General features: G+C 49.1%; 17 protein-coding genes. 3 read left to right on the forward strand and 14 right to left on the reverse strand.

Going from position 1 to position 20,054, the window contains the following annotated elements; translation table 11 throughout:
• Positions 1–118: 118 nt before the first annotated feature.
• The 4 genes from LKE33_00555 to gatC form a co-directional block, all read right to left on the reverse strand.
• Positions 119–1,015 carry a DMT family transporter gene (locus LKE33_00555; protein MCH3949426.1) on the reverse strand — a complete coding sequence of 299 codons (897 nt, stop codon included), beginning with the start codon at positions 1,013–1,015 and terminating at the stop codon, positions 119–121.
• Between the two features lie 311 nt (positions 1,016–1,326).
• Positions 1,327–2,775 carry an Asp-tRNA(Asn)/Glu-tRNA(Gln) amidotransferase subunit GatB gene (gene gatB / locus LKE33_00560; GenBank protein ID MCH3949427.1) on the reverse strand — a complete coding sequence of 483 codons (1,449 nt, stop codon included), beginning with the start codon at positions 2,773–2,775 and terminating at the stop codon, positions 1,327–1,329.
• Positions 2,775–4,241: an Asp-tRNA(Asn)/Glu-tRNA(Gln) amidotransferase subunit GatA gene (gene gatA, locus LKE33_00565; GenBank protein MCH3949428.1), complete on the reverse strand. Its 1,467-nt coding sequence runs from the start codon at positions 4,239–4,241 to the stop codon at positions 2,775–2,777. The genes gatB and gatA overlap by 1 nt, the downstream gene beginning before the upstream one ends.
• A 14-nt stretch (positions 4,242–4,255) precedes the next feature.
• Positions 4,256–4,543: an Asp-tRNA(Asn)/Glu-tRNA(Gln) amidotransferase subunit GatC gene (gene gatC, locus LKE33_00570; protein ID MCH3949429.1), complete on the reverse strand. Its 288-nt coding sequence runs from the start codon at positions 4,541–4,543 to the stop codon at positions 4,256–4,258.
• A gap of 281 nt (positions 4,544–4,824) precedes the next feature.
• On the opposite strand from gatC, the gene LKE33_00575 reads away from it, so the two are divergent.
• A complete protein-coding gene (locus tag LKE33_00575; protein ID MCH3949430.1) occupies positions 4,825–5,115 on the forward strand; it encodes an N-acetyltransferase in 291 nt (96 codons plus the stop codon).
• 257 nt (positions 5,116–5,372) lie between these two features.
• Here LKE33_00575 and LKE33_00580 read toward each other — a convergent pair whose 3' ends face one another.
• The 7 genes from LKE33_00580 to LKE33_00610 all read right to left on the reverse strand — a co-directional run bounded on the left by LKE33_00580 (position 5,373) and on the right by LKE33_00610 (position 14,503).
• Positions 5,373–5,819 carry a hypothetical protein gene (locus tag LKE33_00580; protein ID MCH3949431.1) on the reverse strand — a complete coding sequence of 149 codons (447 nt, stop codon included), beginning with the start codon at positions 5,817–5,819 and terminating at the stop codon, positions 5,373–5,375.
• Positions 5,820–5,911: 92 nt separating this feature from the next.
• Positions 5,912–7,972, reverse strand: coding sequence for a glycine--tRNA ligase subunit beta (gene glyS / locus LKE33_00585; GenBank protein MCH3949432.1), 2,061 nt, complete (start codon positions 7,970–7,972; stop codon positions 5,912–5,914).
• Complete coding sequence (glyQ, locus tag LKE33_00590) at positions 7,972–8,853, reverse strand: glycine--tRNA ligase subunit alpha (GenBank protein ID MCH3949433.1); 882 nt, start codon at positions 8,851–8,853, stop codon at positions 7,972–7,974. Before glyQ ends, glyS begins: the two co-directional genes overlap by 1 nt.
• 258 nt (positions 8,854–9,111) lie before the next feature.
• The gene (locus tag LKE33_00595; protein ID MCH3949434.1) at positions 9,112–9,861 is read right to left on the reverse strand and encodes a glycosyltransferase family 2 protein; all 750 of its coding nucleotides are present in this window, start codon (positions 9,859–9,861) and stop codon (positions 9,112–9,114) included.
• Positions 9,862–9,863: 2 nt separating this feature from the next.
• Positions 9,864–11,903, reverse strand: coding sequence for a sulfatase-like hydrolase/transferase (locus tag LKE33_00600; protein MCH3949435.1), 2,040 nt, complete (start codon positions 11,901–11,903; stop codon positions 9,864–9,866).
• 286 nt (positions 11,904–12,189) lie between these two features.
• On the reverse strand, positions 12,190–13,644 hold the full coding sequence (locus LKE33_00605; GenBank protein MCH3949436.1) for an amino acid permease: 1,455 nt from the start codon (positions 13,642–13,644) through the stop codon (positions 12,190–12,192).
• Between the two features lie 541 nt (positions 13,645–14,185).
• Positions 14,186–14,503, reverse strand: a complete 318-nt coding sequence (locus LKE33_00610; GenBank protein MCH3949437.1) for a TIGR00366 family protein — start codon at positions 14,501–14,503, stop codon at positions 14,186–14,188.
• 74 nt (positions 14,504–14,577) lie between these two features.
• Between LKE33_00610 and LKE33_00615 the strand changes: the two genes are divergently transcribed.
• Together LKE33_00615 and LKE33_00620 are read left to right on the forward strand one after the other, a co-directional pair.
• The gene (locus tag LKE33_00615) at positions 14,578–15,279 is read left to right on the forward strand and encodes a transposase (GenBank protein MCH3949438.1); all 702 of its coding nucleotides are present in this window, start codon (positions 14,578–14,580) and stop codon (positions 15,277–15,279) included.
• Complete coding sequence (locus tag LKE33_00620) at positions 15,276–16,196, forward strand: IS3 family transposase (protein MCH3949439.1); 921 nt, start codon at positions 15,276–15,278, stop codon at positions 16,194–16,196. The genes LKE33_00615 and LKE33_00620 overlap by 4 nt, the downstream gene beginning before the upstream one ends.
• Before the next feature lie 46 nt (positions 16,197–16,242).
• Here the strand turns inward: LKE33_00620 and LKE33_00625 are convergent, their stop codons facing one another.
• The 3 genes from LKE33_00625 to LKE33_00635 form a co-directional block, all read right to left on the reverse strand.
• Positions 16,243–17,394: a C4-dicarboxylate ABC transporter permease gene (locus tag LKE33_00625; protein ID MCH3949440.1), complete on the reverse strand. Its 1,152-nt coding sequence runs from the start codon at positions 17,392–17,394 to the stop codon at positions 16,243–16,245.
• A 33-nt stretch (positions 17,395–17,427) separates the two neighbouring features.
• The gene (locus LKE33_00630) at positions 17,428–18,588 is read right to left on the reverse strand and encodes a M20 family metallopeptidase (GenBank protein ID MCH3949441.1); all 1,161 of its coding nucleotides are present in this window, start codon (positions 18,586–18,588) and stop codon (positions 17,428–17,430) included.
• 286 nt (positions 18,589–18,874) lie between these two features.
• Positions 18,875–20,053, reverse strand: coding sequence for an amidohydrolase (locus tag LKE33_00635; GenBank protein ID MCH3949442.1), 1,179 nt, complete (start codon positions 20,051–20,053; stop codon positions 18,875–18,877).
• Position 20,054: the final 1 nt, after the last annotated feature.

Below are 20,054 nucleotides of genomic sequence, written 5' to 3' on the forward strand. Positions count from 1 at the left end.
TCCGGAGTTTTCGGAACCTCTCCGGGCGGTAGTGCTAAAAACAAATTCAGCCTTTCAAATATACTATAAGTAACGGTAAAAGTCAAGAAAAATCATGCACTGTGCCGGCTTTTGGCCATCAGGCGTGCTCCGCTCCGTGCGTAGTCAGATACACTCCGACAAAGATAACGGCAGCACCGCATAACTGCATGAGCCCCATGGGATCATCAAAAATCAGCCAGCCGCAAAACATGCCGACTACCGGCGTCAAATTCAGGAAAACAGAGCTGACGCTGGGTCCGACTTCCTTGACACCGATATTCCAGAAAACGTTGGCCGCAATGCCGCCGAACAGCGTGATATACAAGTAAGAAAGGAAAGGAACGACAGGCAGTATCGTAATCGCCAGGGTACCCGACAAAAGACCGAAGATGAGCGTACCCAGGGCGCCGCAGAGACTGCACCAGCCGAGTGCGGTCAGCACATCGAGGTGTCCGGTCAGTTTTCTGGAAGCGAGGCTGTAAAATGCCCAGGCGAGCTGGGACAAAAGGCAGAACACATCGCCCTGATTAAAGTGCATCGTCAAAAGTACCTGAATGTCACCTTTGGTGATGATGCTCAAGACGCCGATAAAGGAAAGGAGAATACCCAGCCACTGTTTGCCGTTAAAATGTTCACGCAGGATCAGAAAGGCACAGACGGCTGTAATAGCAGGTGTCGTTGCCGTAATCAAAGTACTGTTTGTTACGGTCGTAAACTGCAGTCCATGGAACTGCAGCACACTATTCAGCATTTGTCCGTTGATGCCCATGAATACAATCCACGGCCAATCTCTTTTGGCCGGAAGGATTTGATGAATCTGCCAATGCGAGGCCATAAACTGGTACAGCAGAATCAGGAGGCCCACAACCAGAAAACGGAAGACCGTAATCGTGGCCGGACTCCAATAGGGCAGTAAAAATTTCAGGGTAATGGGCTGAAATCCCCAGAGGGCACCAATGAGTGCGAGCAAAATATATGTTTTGGAGCGGCTCATGTCATTCTCTCCTTTCCCGAATTTTCTCCTAATTATAGCATGGAAAAGAGCGTTTTTTATCGATATGGGGTATTTGTTTTATCGATAGAAGAAGGCTGACTGAGACCCTCTAAGAAGACTAAGCAAAGTAAAAGATAAAAAGCGCTTTTGGCCTATGGTATTTAGCCTCGTCTGCAATAAGAAATGGTCAGCAGTTGGTTTCTAGGGGTTCTTCCACGGGCGACCCGCGGCCAGCGACCTGCGACCTGCGTAAAATTAGGGGCTGTGAAAAATGCATACACATTTTTTCACAGCCCCTAATTTTAATAGAATTACTTACCCATGATGGTCTTCTTAATCATCTGGTTAACCATGCCCGGGTTTGCCTTACCGCGGGACTTCTTCATGACCTGGCCGACGAGGAAGCCAATGGCTTTATCCTTACCGCCCTTGATATCAGCCACAGACTGCGGGTTAGCAGCAATGACTTCATCTACCATAGCCTGAATAGCACCGGCATCGCTGACCTGTTCCAGACCCAGTTCCTTGACGAGCTGAGCAGGAGCTTTGTCATTCTTGAGCATTTCAGCAAAGACCTTCTTGGCCAGTTTGCTGGAGAGAACGCCCTTATCGATCAGGTTGACCATTTCAGCCAGATGTTCCGGAGAAATCGGGAAATGTTCAATCGTCGTGCTTTCGGAGTTCAGGTAAGCGGACACGTCACCGAGCATCCAGTTGGCAAGAGCCTTGGCATCTTTCGTAGCTTCGGCTGCCTTGTCAAAGTAAGAAGCAAACTTCTTATCGGCAACGATGAGTTCGGCGTTATATTCATCGAGGCCCTTTTCCTTCATCAGGCGGGCTTTCTTGGCATCCGGCAGTTCCGGAAGTTCGCTCTTTGCTTTTTCAATCCAGGCATCATCAATAATGATAGGTGCCAGGTCCGGTTCAGGGAAGTAACGATAGTCGTGTGCTTCTTCCTTGGAACGCATGGAGAACGTCATGCCCTGTGCATCGTCCCAGGTACGGGTTTCCTGGATGACATGACCGCCGTCTTCCAGGATTTCTTTCTGACGTTCCACTTCATATTCAATCGCACGTTCCAGTGCCTTGAAGGAGTTCAGGTTCTTGATTTCGGCACGGGTACCAAATTCCTTGGCGCCTTCCGGCATAATGGAAATATTGGCATCGCAGCGCATGGAGCCTTCTTCCATCTTGCCGTCGCAGACTTCCGTGTACTGCAGGTAGGAACGCAGCTTTTCCATATAAGCGCGGGCTTCGGCAGCACTTCTCATATCCGGTTCGGATACAATTTCAATCAGCGGTACACCGGCACGGTTGTAGTCAACGGCAGAAGAATCGGAAGTGCTGATGGTGGCACCGGAGTGCACCAGCTTGCCGGCATCTTCTTCCATGTGGATACGCGTAATGCCGATTCTCTTCGGCTTGCCGTCCACATTGATATCGACATGGCCGCCCAGGGCGATAGGCTGATAGAATTGGGAAATCTGGTAAGCCTTGGCCAGATCCGGATAATAGTAGTTCTTTCTGTCGAACTTGCTGTAATGCTGGATGTCGCAGTCAAGTGCCACGGCAAAACGCAGTGCAAATTCTACCATCTGCTTGTTCATGACAGGCAGTGCGCCCGGCATGCCCAGGCAGACCGGGCAGACATGCGTATTCGGTTCACTGCCAAACTCCGTGGAGCAGGAGCAGAAAGCCTTGGTTTTCGTTTTCAATTCGGCATGGACTTCCAAACCGATTACGGTAGTATATTCAGTCATTATTTCTTACCTCCCAGGGGAGCCACGGCCTTGTGGAAATCCGTAGCCTGTTCAAAGGTGTAAGCGGCACGCAGCAGGGTTTCTTCACCCAGGGGCTTGCCGATGAGCTGTGCCCCGACGGGCATGTTGTCGACAAAACCGCAGGGAATGGAAATGCCGGGCAGCCCTGCCATGTTGACAGGAATGGTCGTTACATCGAGCATATAAATCGTCAGCGGATCCATCTTGGCATCCAGCTGATAAGCTACGACAGGAGACGTCGGCGTAAGCAGGAGGTCGCAGGTCTTAAAGACTTCCTTATAATCGTTGCGGATCAGCGTACGGATCTGCATAGCCTTGTTGTAGTAAGCATCATAGTAACCGGAACTGAGTACATAAGTACCGAGCATGATACGGCGGCGAACTTCTTCGCCAAAGCCTTCCGTACGCGTAGCAGCCATCATTTCCGGAGCGGACTGAGCCTGCATGTTGCGGTAGCCATAACGGACACCGTCGAAACGGCCGAGGTTAGCGGAAGCTTCTGCCGGTGCAATGATGTAATACGTGATAACGGCATATTCCGTATGCGGCAGGGAAACTTCAATAACTTTGGCACCGAGTTCTTCGAACTTTTTAGCCGTCAGTTTAATCTGTTCAGCAACCTTGGGATCCGTGCCTTTGCCAAAGAATTCCTTCGGCAGGCCGATGGTCAGGTCTTTTACGTCTTGTTTCAGTGCCTTGGTGAAATCAGGAACCGGCACGTTGGCAGAAGTAGAGTCATGGGCGTCTACACCGCAGATGGTGTTCAGCACAATCGCTGCGTCCGTAACGTCTCTCGTAATCGGCCCAATCTGATCCAGGGAAGAAGCGAAAGCAATGCACCCATAACGGGAAACACGGCCGTAAGTCGGTTTGATACCTACACAGCCGTTAAAGGAAGCAGGCTGACGAATGGATCCGCCCGTATCACTGCCGAGGGACCAGATTGCTTCGCCGGCTGCAATAGCAGCAGCACTGCCGCCGGAAGAACCGCCGGGAACGCGGCTCAGATCCCAGGGATTAGCGGTAGATTTGAAATAGGATGTTTCCGTCGTGGAACCCATGGCAAATTCATCCATGTTCGTCTTGCCCAAAAATACAGTATTATCCTTGCGCAGGTTTTCGATGACATGAGCATCATAAACAGGCTGGAAGTTTTCCAAAATCTTGGAAGCGCAGGTAAGACGCATTCCCTTCAGGGAAATGTTATCTTTGATGGCCCCGGGAATACCGGTCAGCGGCTTCACGGCCTCGCCGGCAGCAATCTTGGCATCCACTTCCTGAGCTTTTTTCAAAGCTCCTTCTTTGTCCAGAGTAATATACGCTTTGACTTTATCTTCGACTTCATCAATCCGGTCATAGACCGCATTGGTCAATTCCACAGAACTGATTTCCTTTTTGGCCAGTTTCTCGTGGAGTTCATGAACAGTTTCATTGTATAACGCCACAGTTCTTCCTCCTCTTACTCAATAACGCGAGGCACCTTAAAGCCGCCGTTATGTTCTTCCGGTGCATTCTTCATAGCTTCCTCGTGGGTCACACCGGGTTTTGGCACGTCTTCACGAAAAACGTTGCTCGTAGGAAGTACATAAGGGGAAGGCTCGATACCGGTCGTATCGACCTTTTTCATAATCTCAGCATATTCCAGGATCTGGTTGAACTGTGCCTGAAACTTCTCAAGGTCTTCTGCCGGTACATTCAGCCGGGAAAGCGCTGCAATATGCTTTACATCTTTTGCTGTAATGCTCATGGTTTCACCGCCTGTCTAATTATTTCATAATGAGTTATTATATCATATCCGTCACATATAGTGAACACATGCGGGGAAAAAGACGCCGTTTGAAGTACGCTGCCGGCAGAAAACATCTGATACTATGCGTTTCCAGGACAAGGCCGCAGTACCTCCCCACCCAGCCGGGATGAAACGTGAACAAATTGAAAATTCTTGATTTTTTCTTAAATTTCTCTGTACTTAAAAGTTTTATCCTGTAAAATATAGGTAAAGAATTTACGTAAGAAAGGGGATGCCTTATGGACGAGAGCATCAGTATCCGCTTTGAAGATAACCAAAACCGTGCGGCCGCCTATGACGGAAACCAGGAAGTCGGCTGCTGCACCTATTCTGTTGACGGCGACGTATGGGTACTGGAGCATACTTTTGTCGACCCGGCATACGGCGGCCATGGACTGGCCCGCAAACTCGTAGACTGCGTGGTCCGGGCTGCCAGGGACTCAGACGTCAAGATTCTTCCGGTTTGTTCCTATGCAGCCAGTTTGTTTAAAAAGGACAAACAGTATGATGATGTAAAAGCTGATGTATAAAAAAGGGGCTGTGAAATAATGCATACGCGTTTCACAGCCTCTTTTTCACGCTTTCCGCAGCCCGCCGTCCGCATCCCGCCTGTGGAAGAAAAATTGATTAAACAATTTTTCTTTGAATTTATAAAAGCAAATTCTTGAAAATTCAAACCAAGTCTCATTATGCTGAAAGAACGCACGAAATGCAGCTGGCAAAGCCGCTTTTTCGTGCGTTCTTTTTGATTTCAAGGCCTGTTCAATTTCTGAGTTTCAGGACTCTCTCAGCCCCAAATTGCCTTCATGATATTCTTGTACTCATCTGTAAGCTGACGAATAATCAAGTCATACATAGAGTAAATCAAATCGCCGTCCACTTCTGTCTCGTCCTTAAAGAACAGGCAGACATCAAGTACCAGGTTGCCTTGCTGATCCAAGTAGAATTTGAGCGGCTTATACTTTCTGTTATATCCGTTGATAAGTTCTGCCAGAGCCGCCTTTTCCTTGTCCGTGCTGTCTGCCGTCTGAGCCTGCGGTGCCACAGCGACCCGAATCATGCAGTATGGGGTGTCGTCCAGAACAACAATGGTCGGCAGCTGGTTGCCGTGAATATCAATTTTGGAGCGAAATACAACTGAGTGAAATTGATTATCCTGAAGTTCTTCCGAAGTAAATGCATTAATCTTTTTTTCATCCAAAAATTTTTTAAAGCTCTCTGCTTTTGCGTTCATGCTTGTTCATCCTTTCTTTCCCCATTTTTTTGCAAAATCACAATGCACATCCGAAAGGGCTGCTGCAAAACACTGCAGCAGCCCCTCTTTTATTATTTCATGACGAGCTGGCTCATATCAGCCACGCTGTTTACAAGACGTTTCACTTCGCCGAGAAGTGCCAGACGATTATGCTTTATCGCTTCGTCCTTATCCATAACCATGACGTCATCAAAGAACTTATTGACCGGTGCCGCCAGCACATCATTCGTCTTCAGGACATCGGCAAAGCGGCGTTCCTTAAGGGCCGTTTCAGCTGCTTCTTTATTCTTTTCCACAGCTTCATAAAGGGCCTTTTCAGCTGCTTCCTTCAGCAGTTCCGGCTTCACAGCATCCGTCACGTTGTTCTTCTTCGTAATATTTTCTACGCGCGTAAAGGCCTGGATGCTGTCTGCGGCCTGGGCTTCGCCCAGATAAGCAGTCAGGGCATCGGCAGCGGTAAATACGTCAGCCAGGTCATCCCGATTGTCGGCACCAAGTGCAGCGTCCACAATATCATAGCGAACGCCCTTATCGAGGAGCATGTTCTTCGTACGCTGTGCAAAGAAGTCAACGACATCGTCAATCAGTTTGGCTTCATTATCAACCTTGATAGGCAGGTTTTTCAGTGTCTCAGCAATAGCAGCGCGCAGCGGGAAGTGCAGGCCGCCGTCCACAACAATATTGAGGATACCGAGAGCCTGACGGCGCAGTGCATACGGGTCCTGGGAACCGGTCGGGGCTTCGCCTCTGCTGAAAGTAGCCACGATGTTATCGAGCTTATCCGCTACGGCAAGAATGCGGCCTTCGTTGCTCTTTGGCAGTTCATCACCGGCAAATGCAGGCAGATACTGCTCGCCGATGGCCTGAGCCACCGTCTGTCCTTCGTTATCCAGGAGGGCATATTCACGGCCCATGATACCCTGTAGTTCCGTAAATTCCGTAACCATACCGGTCACAAGATCGGCCTTGGAGAGCATAGCGGCGCGGTCCAGTGCTTTGGCATCAGCCGCAATACCGGTCGCTTTCAGCAGGTCTGCCGTCAGCTTGCGAAGTCTTTCCGTCTTTTCATACATGTTGCCCAGGCCGCGCTGGAATGCAACATTGTGCAGGGCGTCGCGATGAGCTTCCAGGGACTTCTTGCGGTCTCCCTTGAAGAAGAATACGGCATCGTCCAGACGGGCACGCAGCACACGTTCGTTACCATGGGTCACAATGTCCAGATGCTCGCTGTTGCCGTTGCGGACCGTAATGAAACGAGGCAGCAGGTTGCCGTTGTCGTCCAGCACAGGGAAATAGCGCTGATGATCGCGCATCGGCGTAATGACAGCTTCCTTCGGGAGCTTCAGATAATCTTCGTCGATGTGACCACACAGGGCCGTCGGATATTCAACCAGATAGAGGACTTCTTCCAGAAGATCCGGGGAAATCGCGGTATGACCGCCTTCCTTTTCACCCAGTTCCGTAATCTGCTTACGGATCATTTCACGGCGTTTGTCCACGTCCACAATGATGAAGTTATCTTCCATCGTCTTGACATAGGCATCAGCCGTCGGAATGGTAATCAGATGATTGCTCAGGAAACGGTGTCCGCGGGTCTGGTTTCCGCTCTTGACGTCATTAGCTTCCACAGGGATGACTTTGTCATCAAGCAGGGCAACCATCCAGTGGAAAGGACGGACAAAACCGAATTCATAATCAGCCCAGCGCATCGTCTTCGGGAAGGACAGGGAATGCAGGATATCATCGAGGATTCCCGGCAGCAGGCTTTCCGTAGCCTTGCCTTCCGCGTGTTTGACGGCATACACATAGCCGTCACGGGAAATGAGGTCCTTGACGTCCACACCCTGGCCGCGGGCAAATCCCTGGGCGGCTTTGGTCGGAGCGCCGGAAGCGTCAAAGGCAATCTTGAGGGACGGTCCCTTGCTTTCCGTCGTTACATCTTCCTGGCGGTCGGCTACTTCGGAAGCAATGAAGGCCATGCGGCGGGGCGTGCCGTAAACTTTGACTTCCGCAAAAGGAATCCGGGCTTCCTTCAGTTTGGTTTCGGCCAGTTCCTTATAATTTGCTAAAATACCGGGCATATACTGGGCCGGCATCTCTTCCGTACCAATTTCATATAATAAAGTCGCCATTATTTCTTACCTCTCTTCAGCATAGGGAATCCCAGTTTTTCGCGTTGTTCCACGTAGGCAGCAGCGCAAAGTCTGGCCAGAGCGCGTACGCGGCCGATGTAGTTGGTCCGTTCATCCACGCTGATGGCGCCGCGCGCGTCAAGCAGGTTGAACGTGTGGGAACATTTCAGCACATAATCGTAGGCCGGACGGATATTCCCCGTCAGGAGCACACGCTTCGCTTCTTTTTCATATTTATCAAAGAGATCGAAGAGCAGATCGATATCTGCAATATCAAAGCTGTAGCGGGACTGTTCCACTTCGTTGGTGTGGAAAACGTCGCCATAGGAAACGTCGCCGACCCAGTTGATATCGTAAACGTTTTCTACGCCCTGGATATACATGGCAAGACGTTCCAGGCCGTACGTGATTTCCACGGCTACCGGCTTGATGTCCAGGCTGCCGACTTGCTGGAAGTACGTGAACTGCGTGACTTCCATGCCGTCGAGCCAGACTTCCCAGCCCATTCCCCAGGCACCGAGAGTCGGGGATTCCCAGTTATCTTCGACGAAACGAATATCGTGTTCTTCCGGATGGATGCCCAGTTCCCGCAGGCTTTCCAGGTAAAGTTCCTGAATATTGCTCGGGGACGGTTTCATAATGACCTGGAACTGATGGTGCTGAAACAGGCGGTTCGGGTTATCGCCGTAACGTCCGTCGGCCGGACGGCGGGACGGTTCTACATAGCAGACGTTCCAGGGTTCAGGTCCGAGTACTCTCAGGAATGTAGCCGGGTTCATCGTGCCGGCACCTTTTTCTACATCGTAAGGATGGAAATTGATGCACTGCTGACGACCCCAATACGCATTAAGCGTTGAAATAATGGTCTGGAAATTCATCATTTTTCGTTCTCCTCCTAAACAAAAACTCCCGTCTCTGTAATATAGACGAGAATCATCTACATTACAGGGACGGGAGTACACTTCCGCGGTTCCACCCTGTTTGCCGCTTGCGCGGCCACTCTTGTGGTGCTTACGTTCCGGGATGCCAACCCCTTCATCACGTATTTACGCCGCAACTATAGCAAATTAAGGCCGTTTTGTCAAGGCAGCAGCCGCTGCCGGCTGACGCATCATGCGGCATGTTCCCGTAAAATGCCCTTATTCGAGCCAGCTCTTTTCGGCAAGTTTCATATACTTCATGGCTGTATAGATACCATGCTGCAGCGTGGCCACAAACCCCATGCTGCCCTCGCTGATGCCGCCCTGGAGAATAAAGACCTTGAACATGCCGGCCAGTGCGTGGAGCGCCGCTTTGGCGGGCGTTGCCGTGCGGCCTTGTTCCCATGCCTCATCCGCCCAGATGGTTGTATAGTGGCCGGCTTTTTCCCACCACTGTGCATAGGAATCATAGGTATGATGTTCTATCGTTTCTGCAAGATCCGTACAGGGCAGCGCACATTCGGGCCGTTCGTGGACTTTGCCGACCCAGGTCACTGCTCCCTTTGGGAAAAGGCGAGTCACCCTGTCGGGGCCGAAAGCACCGCGATGATAGTGATGTCCGAAAGCAATATTTTCCCGTTTCAGCGAATATTGGTGATCTGCCGGGCCGATTTTCACGGCACGCACCTTAGCTGCTGCGGAAGGCGTAAGACGCTCGTCAGCATCAAGATAGAAAACCCATTCTCCTTTGGCACTGCCCAGGGCAAAATTCCGCTGTGCCGAAAAATCTCCATCCCAGGCGCGGAATACCACGTCCGCCCCGAGTTCTTTCGCCAGTTCGACCGTCTGATCCGTACTGCCGGAATCCACGACAAGGATCTGATCCGCCCACTTGGCCGCGTTTTCCACCGCACCCCGGATATGACGTTCTTCATTTTTCGTCAGGATAATAGCGGTGAGAGTCCCCATGTTCATGCCTCCTTTCCCAGCAGCTCCGGATGCCGGACAAGATAACCGGTCAAATCCATATATCCGTTACGCTCATTCTGGAAGGGAGGCTCCCCTTCTTTGAGAGCGTCCGGTCCGAAAGCAGGACCGAGCGGCTGATAGAAATCATTTTCATAAGTGCCGTAAGCATCCCTGGTCAGCCAGTGATACGGCGACACGACGTGGTCAATCGGCTCCAGTAAAGAGCCGTTGATTGCGTAATACCGGAATCCTTTCGGTGCAATCAATTCAAAGATGGTCGGTGCAATATTCATATGTCCGCCAATCGTGTTGCCTGCAAAAATAGACTGATCAATTTCAGGATGGTTCATAAAGAGTACCGGAGAATGACGTTCCCGTAAATTGCATTCCCGCTGCATCAGTGACGTATGGCTCAGTATCGCGCTCATATCGTAGGAATGGTCCCCCGTTATCACAAAGAGACTGTCCGGGAAGGCTTCCTTCATTGTCTTCAGGAACTTGCCGACGGCCTGATCGGAGAACCAGAACGTTCCCAGATTCTTTTGGATAGCCTTGTTCCGTTTGATATCTTCCGGTGCGTCCGGCATGACTTTTTCCGTGTCATATCCATAATGAGCCAGAGGAATCTTGAAAGGTCCGTGATAACTCGTCGTATAGAGGAAATGGAACTGATAAGGTCCACGCTCCTTATCCCCTTTGAGAATCATCTCGGCGGCTTTTTCAAGAAATACATTATCGTATACGCCTACCCACGTTTTGGGCGCGTCGGGGCCGCAGAAATCAGTAGCCGTTTCCACTTCATCAAAGCCGCAGGACGGAGCAAACTGGTTAAAGTTGCCGTACGTCACATTCCCGCCGTACCAGTAAGTGGAGTGGTACCCCATTTTGGCCAGCTGCCGCGGCAGTGCCGTCGGAAGCTTATTCTTCCAGAACGATTCCTTTTCGTTAAGTTCCAGACCGGCGTCAAAGATGCCACTCATGAGACTGACAATGGAAGGCCGGGAAATAATACCAGCGGACAATGCGCTTGTCACAGCTGCAGTGTGTGCGTCTTCCTTGAGCCAGCGCCCTCCCGATACCAGATTCAAAGAGGCGAATTCCGGGTCAAAGAACTGCTGCAGATAGGTTTCCCCGACAAAAAGAAAAATATGCTTTGGTTTGGTGATGCGGGGGCCGGAAGCGGTACGGAGAAAAGCGAAAGCCGGATTCGGCAGTTCTGTAAGCGGCGTCTTTACCGTAGTAAGCGGTGCAATAGCCTCCAGATCCTCTTCATCCGTGTGCTGATAAGCCTCATTCAAGTCATGTTTCATGACCTGTTCCAGCGCCACCAGATCGTCCACGGTTGCCTTGGCAAAAAAGATGTCCTTTTTTACGAGGCTCGGAATCGTATCCCACTCCGGTTTGTCATCATGCATAAAGGTTCCGCCGTACCGGAACCAGTAAAAGGCGGCAATGCAGCCAAGGAAAATCACCGTGTTAAAAGCATAGCGCAGCACAGTGGAGGAAATTTCCGGATAAGGCAGGCTCGGCAGGGACAGCAGCCCCCGGATGGCTGCCCAGCAGAAGATCTCATAGGGAATAATTCCCAAAAGGACCAGCGCGCCGTGGTTTTGATGGAAGAAAATATCGGCCAGATTATGCTTTTCCGCGTTGGCACCCAATTTTAAGATCTGGTTATAGATGTCATGAAAATGAAAGTAAAAAATCATCTTGCCGGCAAAGGCGAGATAAAGTACCAGTGCGTAAAGCATTCCGCCAATCAGCCGCAGCGTGTCGCCCATGGCCGCATATGCCGGAAAAAATGCACCGGGCAGCGATACCAGGACGAGAGGAATCAAAAAGACATAGGCATTAAAGTCCATGCCCCACCAGAAGCCATAGCGAAAACAGTGAAATACGACGGCTCCCTTCCCTTTGAGGGAAGGATACGGGCAGTACGTACGGATAAAAATAGCACGAAAAATCGCGCACAGAATTGGGAAAAATAAAAATAACTTTGCGTCCTGCTGAAGGGACGCGTAAAACACACTGAACAATGTCATTCTCCTTTCGAAAAGGCTCCTTCATTAGAAAGAGCCCCTTCGGAACAGCTCATAGTGACTCACTGACAATCAAAAGAAAATCAAGCAAGAAATAAATACCGTCACGTCCTTTCTCTTGCTTTTGCAGTCCTCTGCATTACAGATTCTATTATTGTATCATGTTCTTTTTTAAGCGTGGGTGAAAAATAAGAAAAAAGTATAAGAGACCCACTAATTACAAAAAATGGAGCTGTGAAGAATGATTTATTTCTTCACAACTCCATTTTCAATATCAAGCTCTAAAAACTTACTCTGCCTGAGCCAGTTTTGCACGTTCCCTGCGGGCAAGAACCGGGAAAACCAGGCCGATACCCAGCAGGATGACCGGCGTAATCACGTTCATGGTTACTTGGAACCACCAGGTGCTGCTGTAAGCTTCCACACCGTAAGGCACCATTCCCATGACGGAAGCGTAAGCTGTGATGGCAAAACACCAAAGACCGATGAAAGCGCCAAAAGCTTTGTTCTTTGTCAGATGATAAGCAGATTCAAAATGTTCCGGGCTGCGCTTCAGAGCGATGTAAGCGAAGAACACCCACAGATAAGCCATCGGCATGCAGATTGCGTTTAAGCGAAGCAGCCAGATGTACAGCGTCGTCATATCACCGATACCAAGGGCCGGTACGATAATCAGGATGCTGACCAGGGCACCGGTCAGTTTGTAGCCATTGACAGGCACACCCTTTTCATTGATTTTCGTGAAAGAACTCGGAACAAACTTCGGATCCACATCGCTGAGCAGGAATTTAATCGGTGCATCGATGGAAATAGCAAGCGTTGCAGCCTGTCCCAATCCGGCGCAGATTGCATACAGGATGACAAATGCCTTGCCGACGCCGTAGTAAGCACCCAGTTTAGCAAAGCAGTAGTAAGCGCCGTTCATCATCAGGTCCTTAGGAATGTTATTCGGATCAAACATCAGACCCATGGCAAAGGTACCGAGCACTGCCGTGATAGCTACCATGATGGTCATGAAGATCATTGCTTTCGGGAATTCCTTGTCCGGTTGTTTCAGGTTTGCTACATATGGAGCAATTCTTTCGCAGCCGCCGACGGCGAAGACCAGAATGCTCAAGGTCGTCATGTACTCGAAGTTGAAGTTCGGCATGAACGTTTCAAGATCAAAATTATAAGAGAAAGTCTGCGCTTCGGTAATGTACGGAGCGGCCAATACGAGCAGCACGTAAAGGATGGACATGACAAACATGAAGGATCCTGCGATGGAACCAATCCGTTTCAGGGCATTGACACCCTGAGCCGCATACCACATGAAGAAAAGGAAAATACCGAGACTGATGAGCTGCAGCGTCAGCGGCGAAATCATGCGCGTCAGCTGATCATTCTGGAACACAGCCCAACCCAGGGCAATCAGGATATTCTGAGGTTTTTGAGCAAGATAAGGAATATTGACCACCCAGAAAGTCCAACCGGCAAAGAAAGCCAGCTTGGAAGAACAGGTCCGTTTAATCCAGGAGCTGACACCGCCGGCACCGCTGCCGAAAGTAGCACCCATTTCGCCGACCATCAGGTTGTAAGGAATAAAATAGAAAAGGAAAAGAATCATCCAGGAAACAATAACTTTCAGTCCCTGGTTAGCAAAGCCATTGACCGTATTGCCAAAGCCCCAGACTACGGTATAAGCCATCAGACAAAGAGCCTGCCACGTCATAGCTTTGCTTTTATTGTTTTCGTTGCTGCTCATGAGATTAACCTCCTTGCTATAGTGCATATCACAAATTCGTTATATTTATTATAGCAAGGAATGTTCTCGTGTCAAAGACAAAAAATGAAGTCGAATAAATTTTGTCTATTGTACAGAGACAAATTAATACATTCTTGTTTCTTTCGTTTTCCGAACGTTCGAAATGAAAGAATGTGTGCTAATTTTTCGCAGAAAATCTGACTATTTTGTGTATTACAGACCATATAATCAGACAAGAAATTCTTTAAAATAAAGGATGAAAAACTTTAATAGCAGCGCAGGATCCAAGTATTTTTAGAGGTAAAACAGCATGTATTGTCTTTTATCTGTGGACGTTCGAGTCCTTTTACAGTGTACTTTTTAATCTGTTTATTCCCATGTCTTCTTACACATCCCTCTGTTTCCATTGTAAAGAGACACTTGTACAAATCTTGCGGATATGAGCAGAAACAGAGAAAACAAAAAAGGGCTGTGAAAGATGAATTTATTTCTTCACAGCCCTTTTGCAAATCAATATCAAGTTGTGACAGTCAATCCGGCATCAGAACGGCCCAAGTCTGACAGCCGTTGCGTAGAACAGTACCACGAAGGCAACGATCCACCAAATTCCCAGCATCGGGAAAGCGAGTTTCCACCATCTCTTCAGAGGAATGCCGGCAATACTCAGGATCGTCATCGTCGTACCGCTGGCAGGGGTAATGCTGTTGGTGAAGGCATCGCCCATCTGGAAGGCAAGAACGGCAGTCTGACGAGTAATACCGATAAGGTCAGCCAGCGGTGCCATGATTGGCATCGTGATGGCAGCCTGACCGGAACCGGAAGGTACAACGAGGTTGAAGATATCCTGTACGATGAACATGCCGATACCCAGGAGTGATATGCTCCCCTTAAGACGGAGAAAAAAATTATGTCAATGTTTTAAGGAGGCATGTCATGGTAAAGAGCAATAATAAATTCATCTCTCCTGAGATTAAACTTAACGCTGTCAAAGATATCCTTGAACACAGATCCAACACCTACCAAGTGGCTAAAAAGCTTGGTATCCGGCGGCAGAACGTTTCTGTTTGGGTAATGAATTACAAGAACGAGGGTGCAGAAGCCTTTTCCCCGAAAAAGGGAAAGAAAACCTATCCCCTTTCCCTTATGGAAAATGCCGTTAAGGATTATCTGAATGGTAAAGGCAGCTACATTCAAATCTGTAAGAAATACAAGATCCGTTCCCCCAGGGTTCTTGCAGACTGGGTTAAGCATTATAATATTCATGGAGAATTAGATTCTTACGCTTATCAAGAGAGATGTGATAAATCCATGAAAGGTAAGGCAAGTACCCTTGAAGAACGCTGCAAAATCGTCAAGGAATGTCTGGAATCCAACCGTGATTACCGTTCTGTAGCCGAAAAATACGGTTATTCCTATCGTCAGGTCTACAACTGGGTTAAACGCTACGAAAAGGACGGGAATTCAGGACTGGCCAACCATCAGGGTAGACCCAAGAAGAAGCCGATGGATCCTTCCCACAAGGAAACAAAAGATGAGGAACTGGTGCGCCTGAGACAAAAAGTCAAGGATCTCGAATTGGAGATTTTGCTTCTAAAAAAACTGGACGAGTTGACGAAAAGGAATCGCTTTCGTTGACTCGTAATCGTAAGCAGTATGAAGCGATTCAAGAGGTTTGCGAGGAAAATGGGGCTTCCGTGCAAAAGTGTTGTGCTATCCTGCACGTTTCCCCCTCTGCCTACTATAGCTGGCGCAAGACGCCCCTTAGCCTGAATGAGCTCATAAACAAGGGGATCTGCTGCCATATTCTCAGGCTTCATATTAAATATCCTGAAGCGGGATACCGCATGATGGCTGATAAATTAAGGGAAGAATGCAACATCGATATCTCTGATAAACGGTGTTACCGTCTTTTTCGTAAGCTGCATATTCATTCCCAGATTAAATGGAGACCAAAAGGCTGCACCCATAGCCGTGTAGGCAAGAACAGTCCACGCAAAGCAGAGAACGTACTGAACAGGAAATTCCATGCAGACATGCCTGACCAGAAGTGGGTGACAGATGTATCCGAATTCCGGCTTAACATTCCAGGCCCTGTCAGTGGAACTTATATTGTTAAACATCTCTATTTAAGCGCGATTTTAGATCTATATGACCATAGAATTGTATCCTATGCGATGAGTGACCGTAATGATACACCTCTTGTTATGGAGACTTTCAGGAAAGCCTTCAAACAGAATCCCAATGCACATCCATTGGTCCATACAGACCAGGGTTTTCAATATACAAGCAATGAATATCTGGAAATGGCAGAACAGTACAACTTAACAAGAAGTATGTCCAGAACCGGCAGATGCCTTGATAATGCCCCAATGGAAGGGTTCTGGGGAATGTTAAAGCGGGAAAGAATCTATATGCATACATACTACAGTATCGAAGAACTGGAGTGGGATATCCGGGATTACATTCTATATTACAATACAAAGAGAACTCAACGTAAACTGATGAGAATGTCCCCGATGGCGTTCCACAATTTCTATGCCAGTGCTGTTTAAGAATATGTAAGAAATGATACATTTTTAAGCAGGATTTTGAAATGTTTTAGTCTCCGCTTGACGGGGAGCACACCAGGAGAGAGGTAGGTACATTATTCAGTGCACCAGCCAGATAATAAATGATGGTATCCAGGATGTGGCCGTCGCCCAAAAGCACCGTCACGCCTTTGCACATGCCGACCATCATGCAGGGCAGTGCCATGTCCTTGACGCCTTCGATGAAGTTATCTGCTACATCGTTAGGGCTCATCTTAGCTACAATGCCGGTATAAGCCGTCATCATCAGGAACAGGGCAGCAATTTCATCCATGTAGAAACTAAACTTCAGGACGCCGACGAGAATACCGATAATAGTTACCACGAAACCGCCCAGAATCAGGCTGTGCGTCTTCGTCATTTCAGTGTTAATGCCTTCGGCTTCATCCAGATTGAGTTTTTCTTTGTAAATCTGATCGTAATCATACATAAAGCTCTTTTCCGGATGCTTCTTGACCATCTTGGCATACAGATACAGTGGAACCGTCGTTACCACAATAAGTGCAACAAGCATAACCATACGGATTTCCACGCCGGAGAAAAGCGGCAGTCCGGAAATACTCTGGGCAACACCGACCGTAAACGGGTTCGTTACGCCGGCGCCGTAGCCTGCACCAACGGCAAAAAGGAACAAGCCTACAGCCGTAATCGAATCAAATCCCAGGGCATAGCAGACAGAAATCATGAGCGGTACAAAGGCAATGTACTCTTCACTGCAGCCTGCAAACGCGCTGAGGCAGGTGAAAATCGGAAGCAGGACAGGAACAATCAGCGTTTCATGACCCTGCATCTTCTTTACCATATAGGCCATAAAGGCATTGATGGAACCCGTGGCAGCCATGACGTGCAGCGTGCCGCCGATGAGCATCAGGAAGCCAACGATGTCAGCTGCGCCCTCGATGCCTTTCGGAATCGCCATAAAGAATTTCAGGAACGTAGTCGGTTTCTGGGCAATGAAATGGAACGATGTCGGATCTACGACCATACGGCCGCTCGCCGCATCCTTAACCCGGTCAAATACCCCGGCCGGGCAAATATACGTGGCAATTGCGCTGACTACCAGGATAAGCGCAATAATCATCATAGGGCTCGGCACCCGAACCTTCTTGTTGACCGGCTTTGTCAATTCCGGTGTCTCTTGTGGCTTCTTTTCCTCAGTCATAATCTTCTTTCCCTTCTCCTTTAATTTTTCTGCTTAATCAAGCTGCATAATGGTGCTGACCAGAACAGCCGTCCGCGTGAATAACGTATCTACATAAGCAAATTCCTGAAGTGTATGTTCCTTTTCCCCTTCCGGCCCCAGCGAATCGAGAATCGGGATATTCGCTTTGGCAAGGAACGAAGCATCGGAGCATCCGCCCGGATGCAGCGGTTCATACGGAGCAATGCCGTACGTCCCGGCAGCCTCGTTATAGAGTGCCAGGAGTTTCATCGTGCCCTCACTCTTTTCAAAGACCGGCATGCTCGACGGGAACTCGACTTCTGCCGTTGTACCTGGGACATCAGTCTGCCGGCAGATAGCAGTGATTTGTTCCTTCAGAAGATCAAGATCGCTGTTCTTATCAACACGGCAGTCCACTTCGATGCGGCATTTATCCGGCACCACATTAGAAGCGGTCCCGCCTGCAATGACGTCGGTACTGACGGTGCGTCCCTCTTTCAAATCGGTCAAAGCCCGGAGCTTGGTGATGATGCCGGCCATCGCTTCCACCGCATTGGCACATTTTGTAAACTCATTGCCAACGTGGCCGGCTTTACCGTGAGTCGTAATCCAGACGTCCATGCATCCTTTGCGGGCAATGACAATCTGGTGAGTCGTCCGGCCTGTTTCCATGTTAAATGCGCAGAGGCATCCTTCCGCCTCTTCTGCCAGCATATCAGCTGCCCGGGAACCGACGTGCGTCGTTTCCTCATCGCCGACGAGGACTACTTTAAACGAATGACGGTCATACCCCAGCGCCTCCAAGGCTTTAATCGTATACAGCAGCGATACTACGCCGCCCTTCATATCGCAGGTACCGGGTCCGTAAACCTTGCCGTCTTTCTCATAAAAAGGATTCTCAGGATACGAACCATTTGGAAATACGGTATCAAGATGACCGCAGAACAGGATCGGTTTCCCGGAACGTTCTTTTCCTTTGTATGCGCGCAGCATGGGAATGGGACACCCCGTCGGCAGCAGCTCGCTTTCAAATCCCTCTTTCCGGAAGCGGTCGCTGACCTTCTGCATCAGTTCGGCAATTCTTTGGCCTTCTTTGCTGCCAGCCTGGAAGTTGACAAGATTCTTCCAGAACTCCATCATTTCTTCCTTATGTTCGTCCAGATATTGTTTTATTTTCTGTTGATTTTCGTTCATAAGCCCTCCCACCATTTGAATGCGATCAAGATAATAAATAAATATGCAATCATTTTACTCCAGAATGGATTCTGCCGCAACAAGAAATCTGAAAATTTGTCTCTCTCAGGCACAATATTTCTTCATTTTTGTGCTTTAATCTCGGATTTTCTCATTATTTTTTTCTTATTTTAAAAAGCCATCAAAAAAAGAGCAGCTTATTCGCTGCTCTTAGAATGATTAATTATACATTATGTAACAAATATGTCACTTTTAGTTCTTGTTATGCAAAAATCCGTCTTTATTTTTAATTTCCATTTAAAAAATGAATAGCAAAGTAGGCGTACACACCGGCCCCATAAGGCAGCACGTCTTCATCCGGCTCAAAATCCGGGTGATGGTGAGGGCTCGTAAGCCCCTTTGCCTCATTTCTGGACCCAAGGAACCCGAAGACGCCCGGTGTTTTTTCCATGTATACGGAAAAGTCCTCTGCGCCCATCTGTTTTGCCATCGGCACGAGCGCCTTGTCACCCAGCATAGCCCGATACCCTGCGCGGGCGATTTCATTGAGTTCATGATGGTCATTGATAAGCGGCGCCGGGCCAAAGAAATAAGTGCAGTCCGCCGTGCAGCCATAGGCCGCGCAAACCCCGTCTGCAACATTCTTGATCTGCTCCGGCAGCGTTTTCCGGAATTCCTTATTAAAGGTCCGTGTGGTACCCACAAGCTCCGTCTTATCCGCAATGACGTTGCTCGCCGTACCGCCGTTCATCATACCCACTGTCAGGACAAAGGTGTTCTTCGGGTCGTTCCGGCGGCTCACCAGTGTCTGAAGGGCCATGACGACCGCAGCCGCTGCCACAATGGAGTCCCGGCCTTCCTGAGGGGCACTGCCATGCGCTGCCTTGCCGTGAATCGTAATGGTGAAGCGGTCGCTGCAGGCCATACGTTCCCCATCTTCCAGGTTCGCCGTACCATGTTCCAGGAGGTTCCAGACATGCTGTCCGAAGATAGCATCCACATCATCCAGAGCACCTCTTTCTACATAATGGCGTGATTCGGTGCCGATTTCTTCACCCATCTGAAAGAGCAATTTGACCGTGCCGTGCAGCTCTTTACGATGTGCCGCCAGGATATGGGCAGCCCCGAGCAGCATTGCGGTGTGCGCGTCATGACCGCAGGCGTGCATGACACCTACCGTTGTGGAAGCGTAAGTCCTCCCATTCGGATGTTCCGTAATAGGAAGCGCGTCAATATCGGCACGGAGCATCACCGTCTTTCCCGGATATCCGCCTTTGATGATTCCTACGCAGCCCGTAATATCCTTAAATGTCTGCACCTCAATGCCGAGCTTTTTCAGTTCCTCCACGATGTGGGCCGTCGTATTGACTTCGCAGCGGCCCAGTTCAGGATGCGCATGCAGATAATGACGCTGAGTCAGGATATAGTCTTTGAGTGACAATGCTTCTGCTTTGATATCCAGCATC

Source organism: Acidaminococcus sp. (genome assembly GCA_022482815.1).
Taxonomy (GTDB): Bacteria; Bacillota; Negativicutes; order Acidaminococcales; family Acidaminococcaceae; genus Acidaminococcus.

Coding starts and splice junctions, on each gene's coding strand:
- LKE33_00555 (MCH3949426.1), bottom strand. CDS start 1,015: ATGAGCCGCTCCAAAACATATATTTTGCTCGCACTCATTGGTGCCCTC.
- gatB (MCH3949427.1), bottom strand. CDS start 2,775: ATGACTGAATATACTACCGTAATCGGTTTGGAAGTCCATGCCGAATTG.
- gatC (MCH3949429.1), bottom strand. CDS start 4,543: ATGAGCATTACAGCAAAAGATGTAAAGCATATTGCAGCGCTTTCCCGG.
- LKE33_00575 (MCH3949430.1), top strand. CDS start 4,825: ATGGACGAGAGCATCAGTATCCGCTTTGAAGATAACCAAAACCGTGCG.
- LKE33_00580 (MCH3949431.1), bottom strand. CDS start 5,819: ATGAACGCAAAAGCAGAGAGCTTTAAAAAATTTTTGGATGAAAAAAAG.
- glyS (MCH3949432.1), bottom strand. CDS start 7,972: ATGGCGACTTTATTATATGAAATTGGTACGGAAGAGATGCCGGCCCAG.
- glyQ (MCH3949433.1), bottom strand. CDS start 8,853: ATGATGAATTTCCAGACCATTATTTCAACGCTTAATGCGTATTGGGGT.
- LKE33_00595 (MCH3949434.1), bottom strand. CDS start 9,861: ATGGGGACTCTCACCGCTATTATCCTGACGAAAAATGAAGAACGTCAT.
- LKE33_00600 (MCH3949435.1), bottom strand. CDS start 11,903: ATGACATTGTTCAGTGTGTTTTACGCGTCCCTTCAGCAGGACGCAAAG.
- LKE33_00605 (MCH3949436.1), bottom strand. CDS start 13,644: ATGAGCAGCAACGAAAACAATAAAAGCAAAGCTATGACGTGGCAGGCT.
- LKE33_00610 (MCH3949437.1), bottom strand. CDS start 14,503: ATGTTCATCGTACAGGATATCTTCAACCTCGTTGTACCTTCCGGTTCC.
- LKE33_00615 (MCH3949438.1), top strand. CDS start 14,578: ATGGTAAAGAGCAATAATAAATTCATCTCTCCTGAGATTAAACTTAAC.
- LKE33_00625 (MCH3949440.1), bottom strand. CDS start 17,394: ATGACTGAGGAAAAGAAGCCACAAGAGACACCGGAATTGACAAAGCCG.
- LKE33_00630 (MCH3949441.1), bottom strand. CDS start 18,588: ATGAACGAAAATCAACAGAAAATAAAACAATATCTGGACGAACATAAG.
- LKE33_00635 (MCH3949442.1), bottom strand. CDS start 20,053: ATGCTGGATATCAAAGCAGAAGCATTGTCACTCAAAGACTATATCCTG.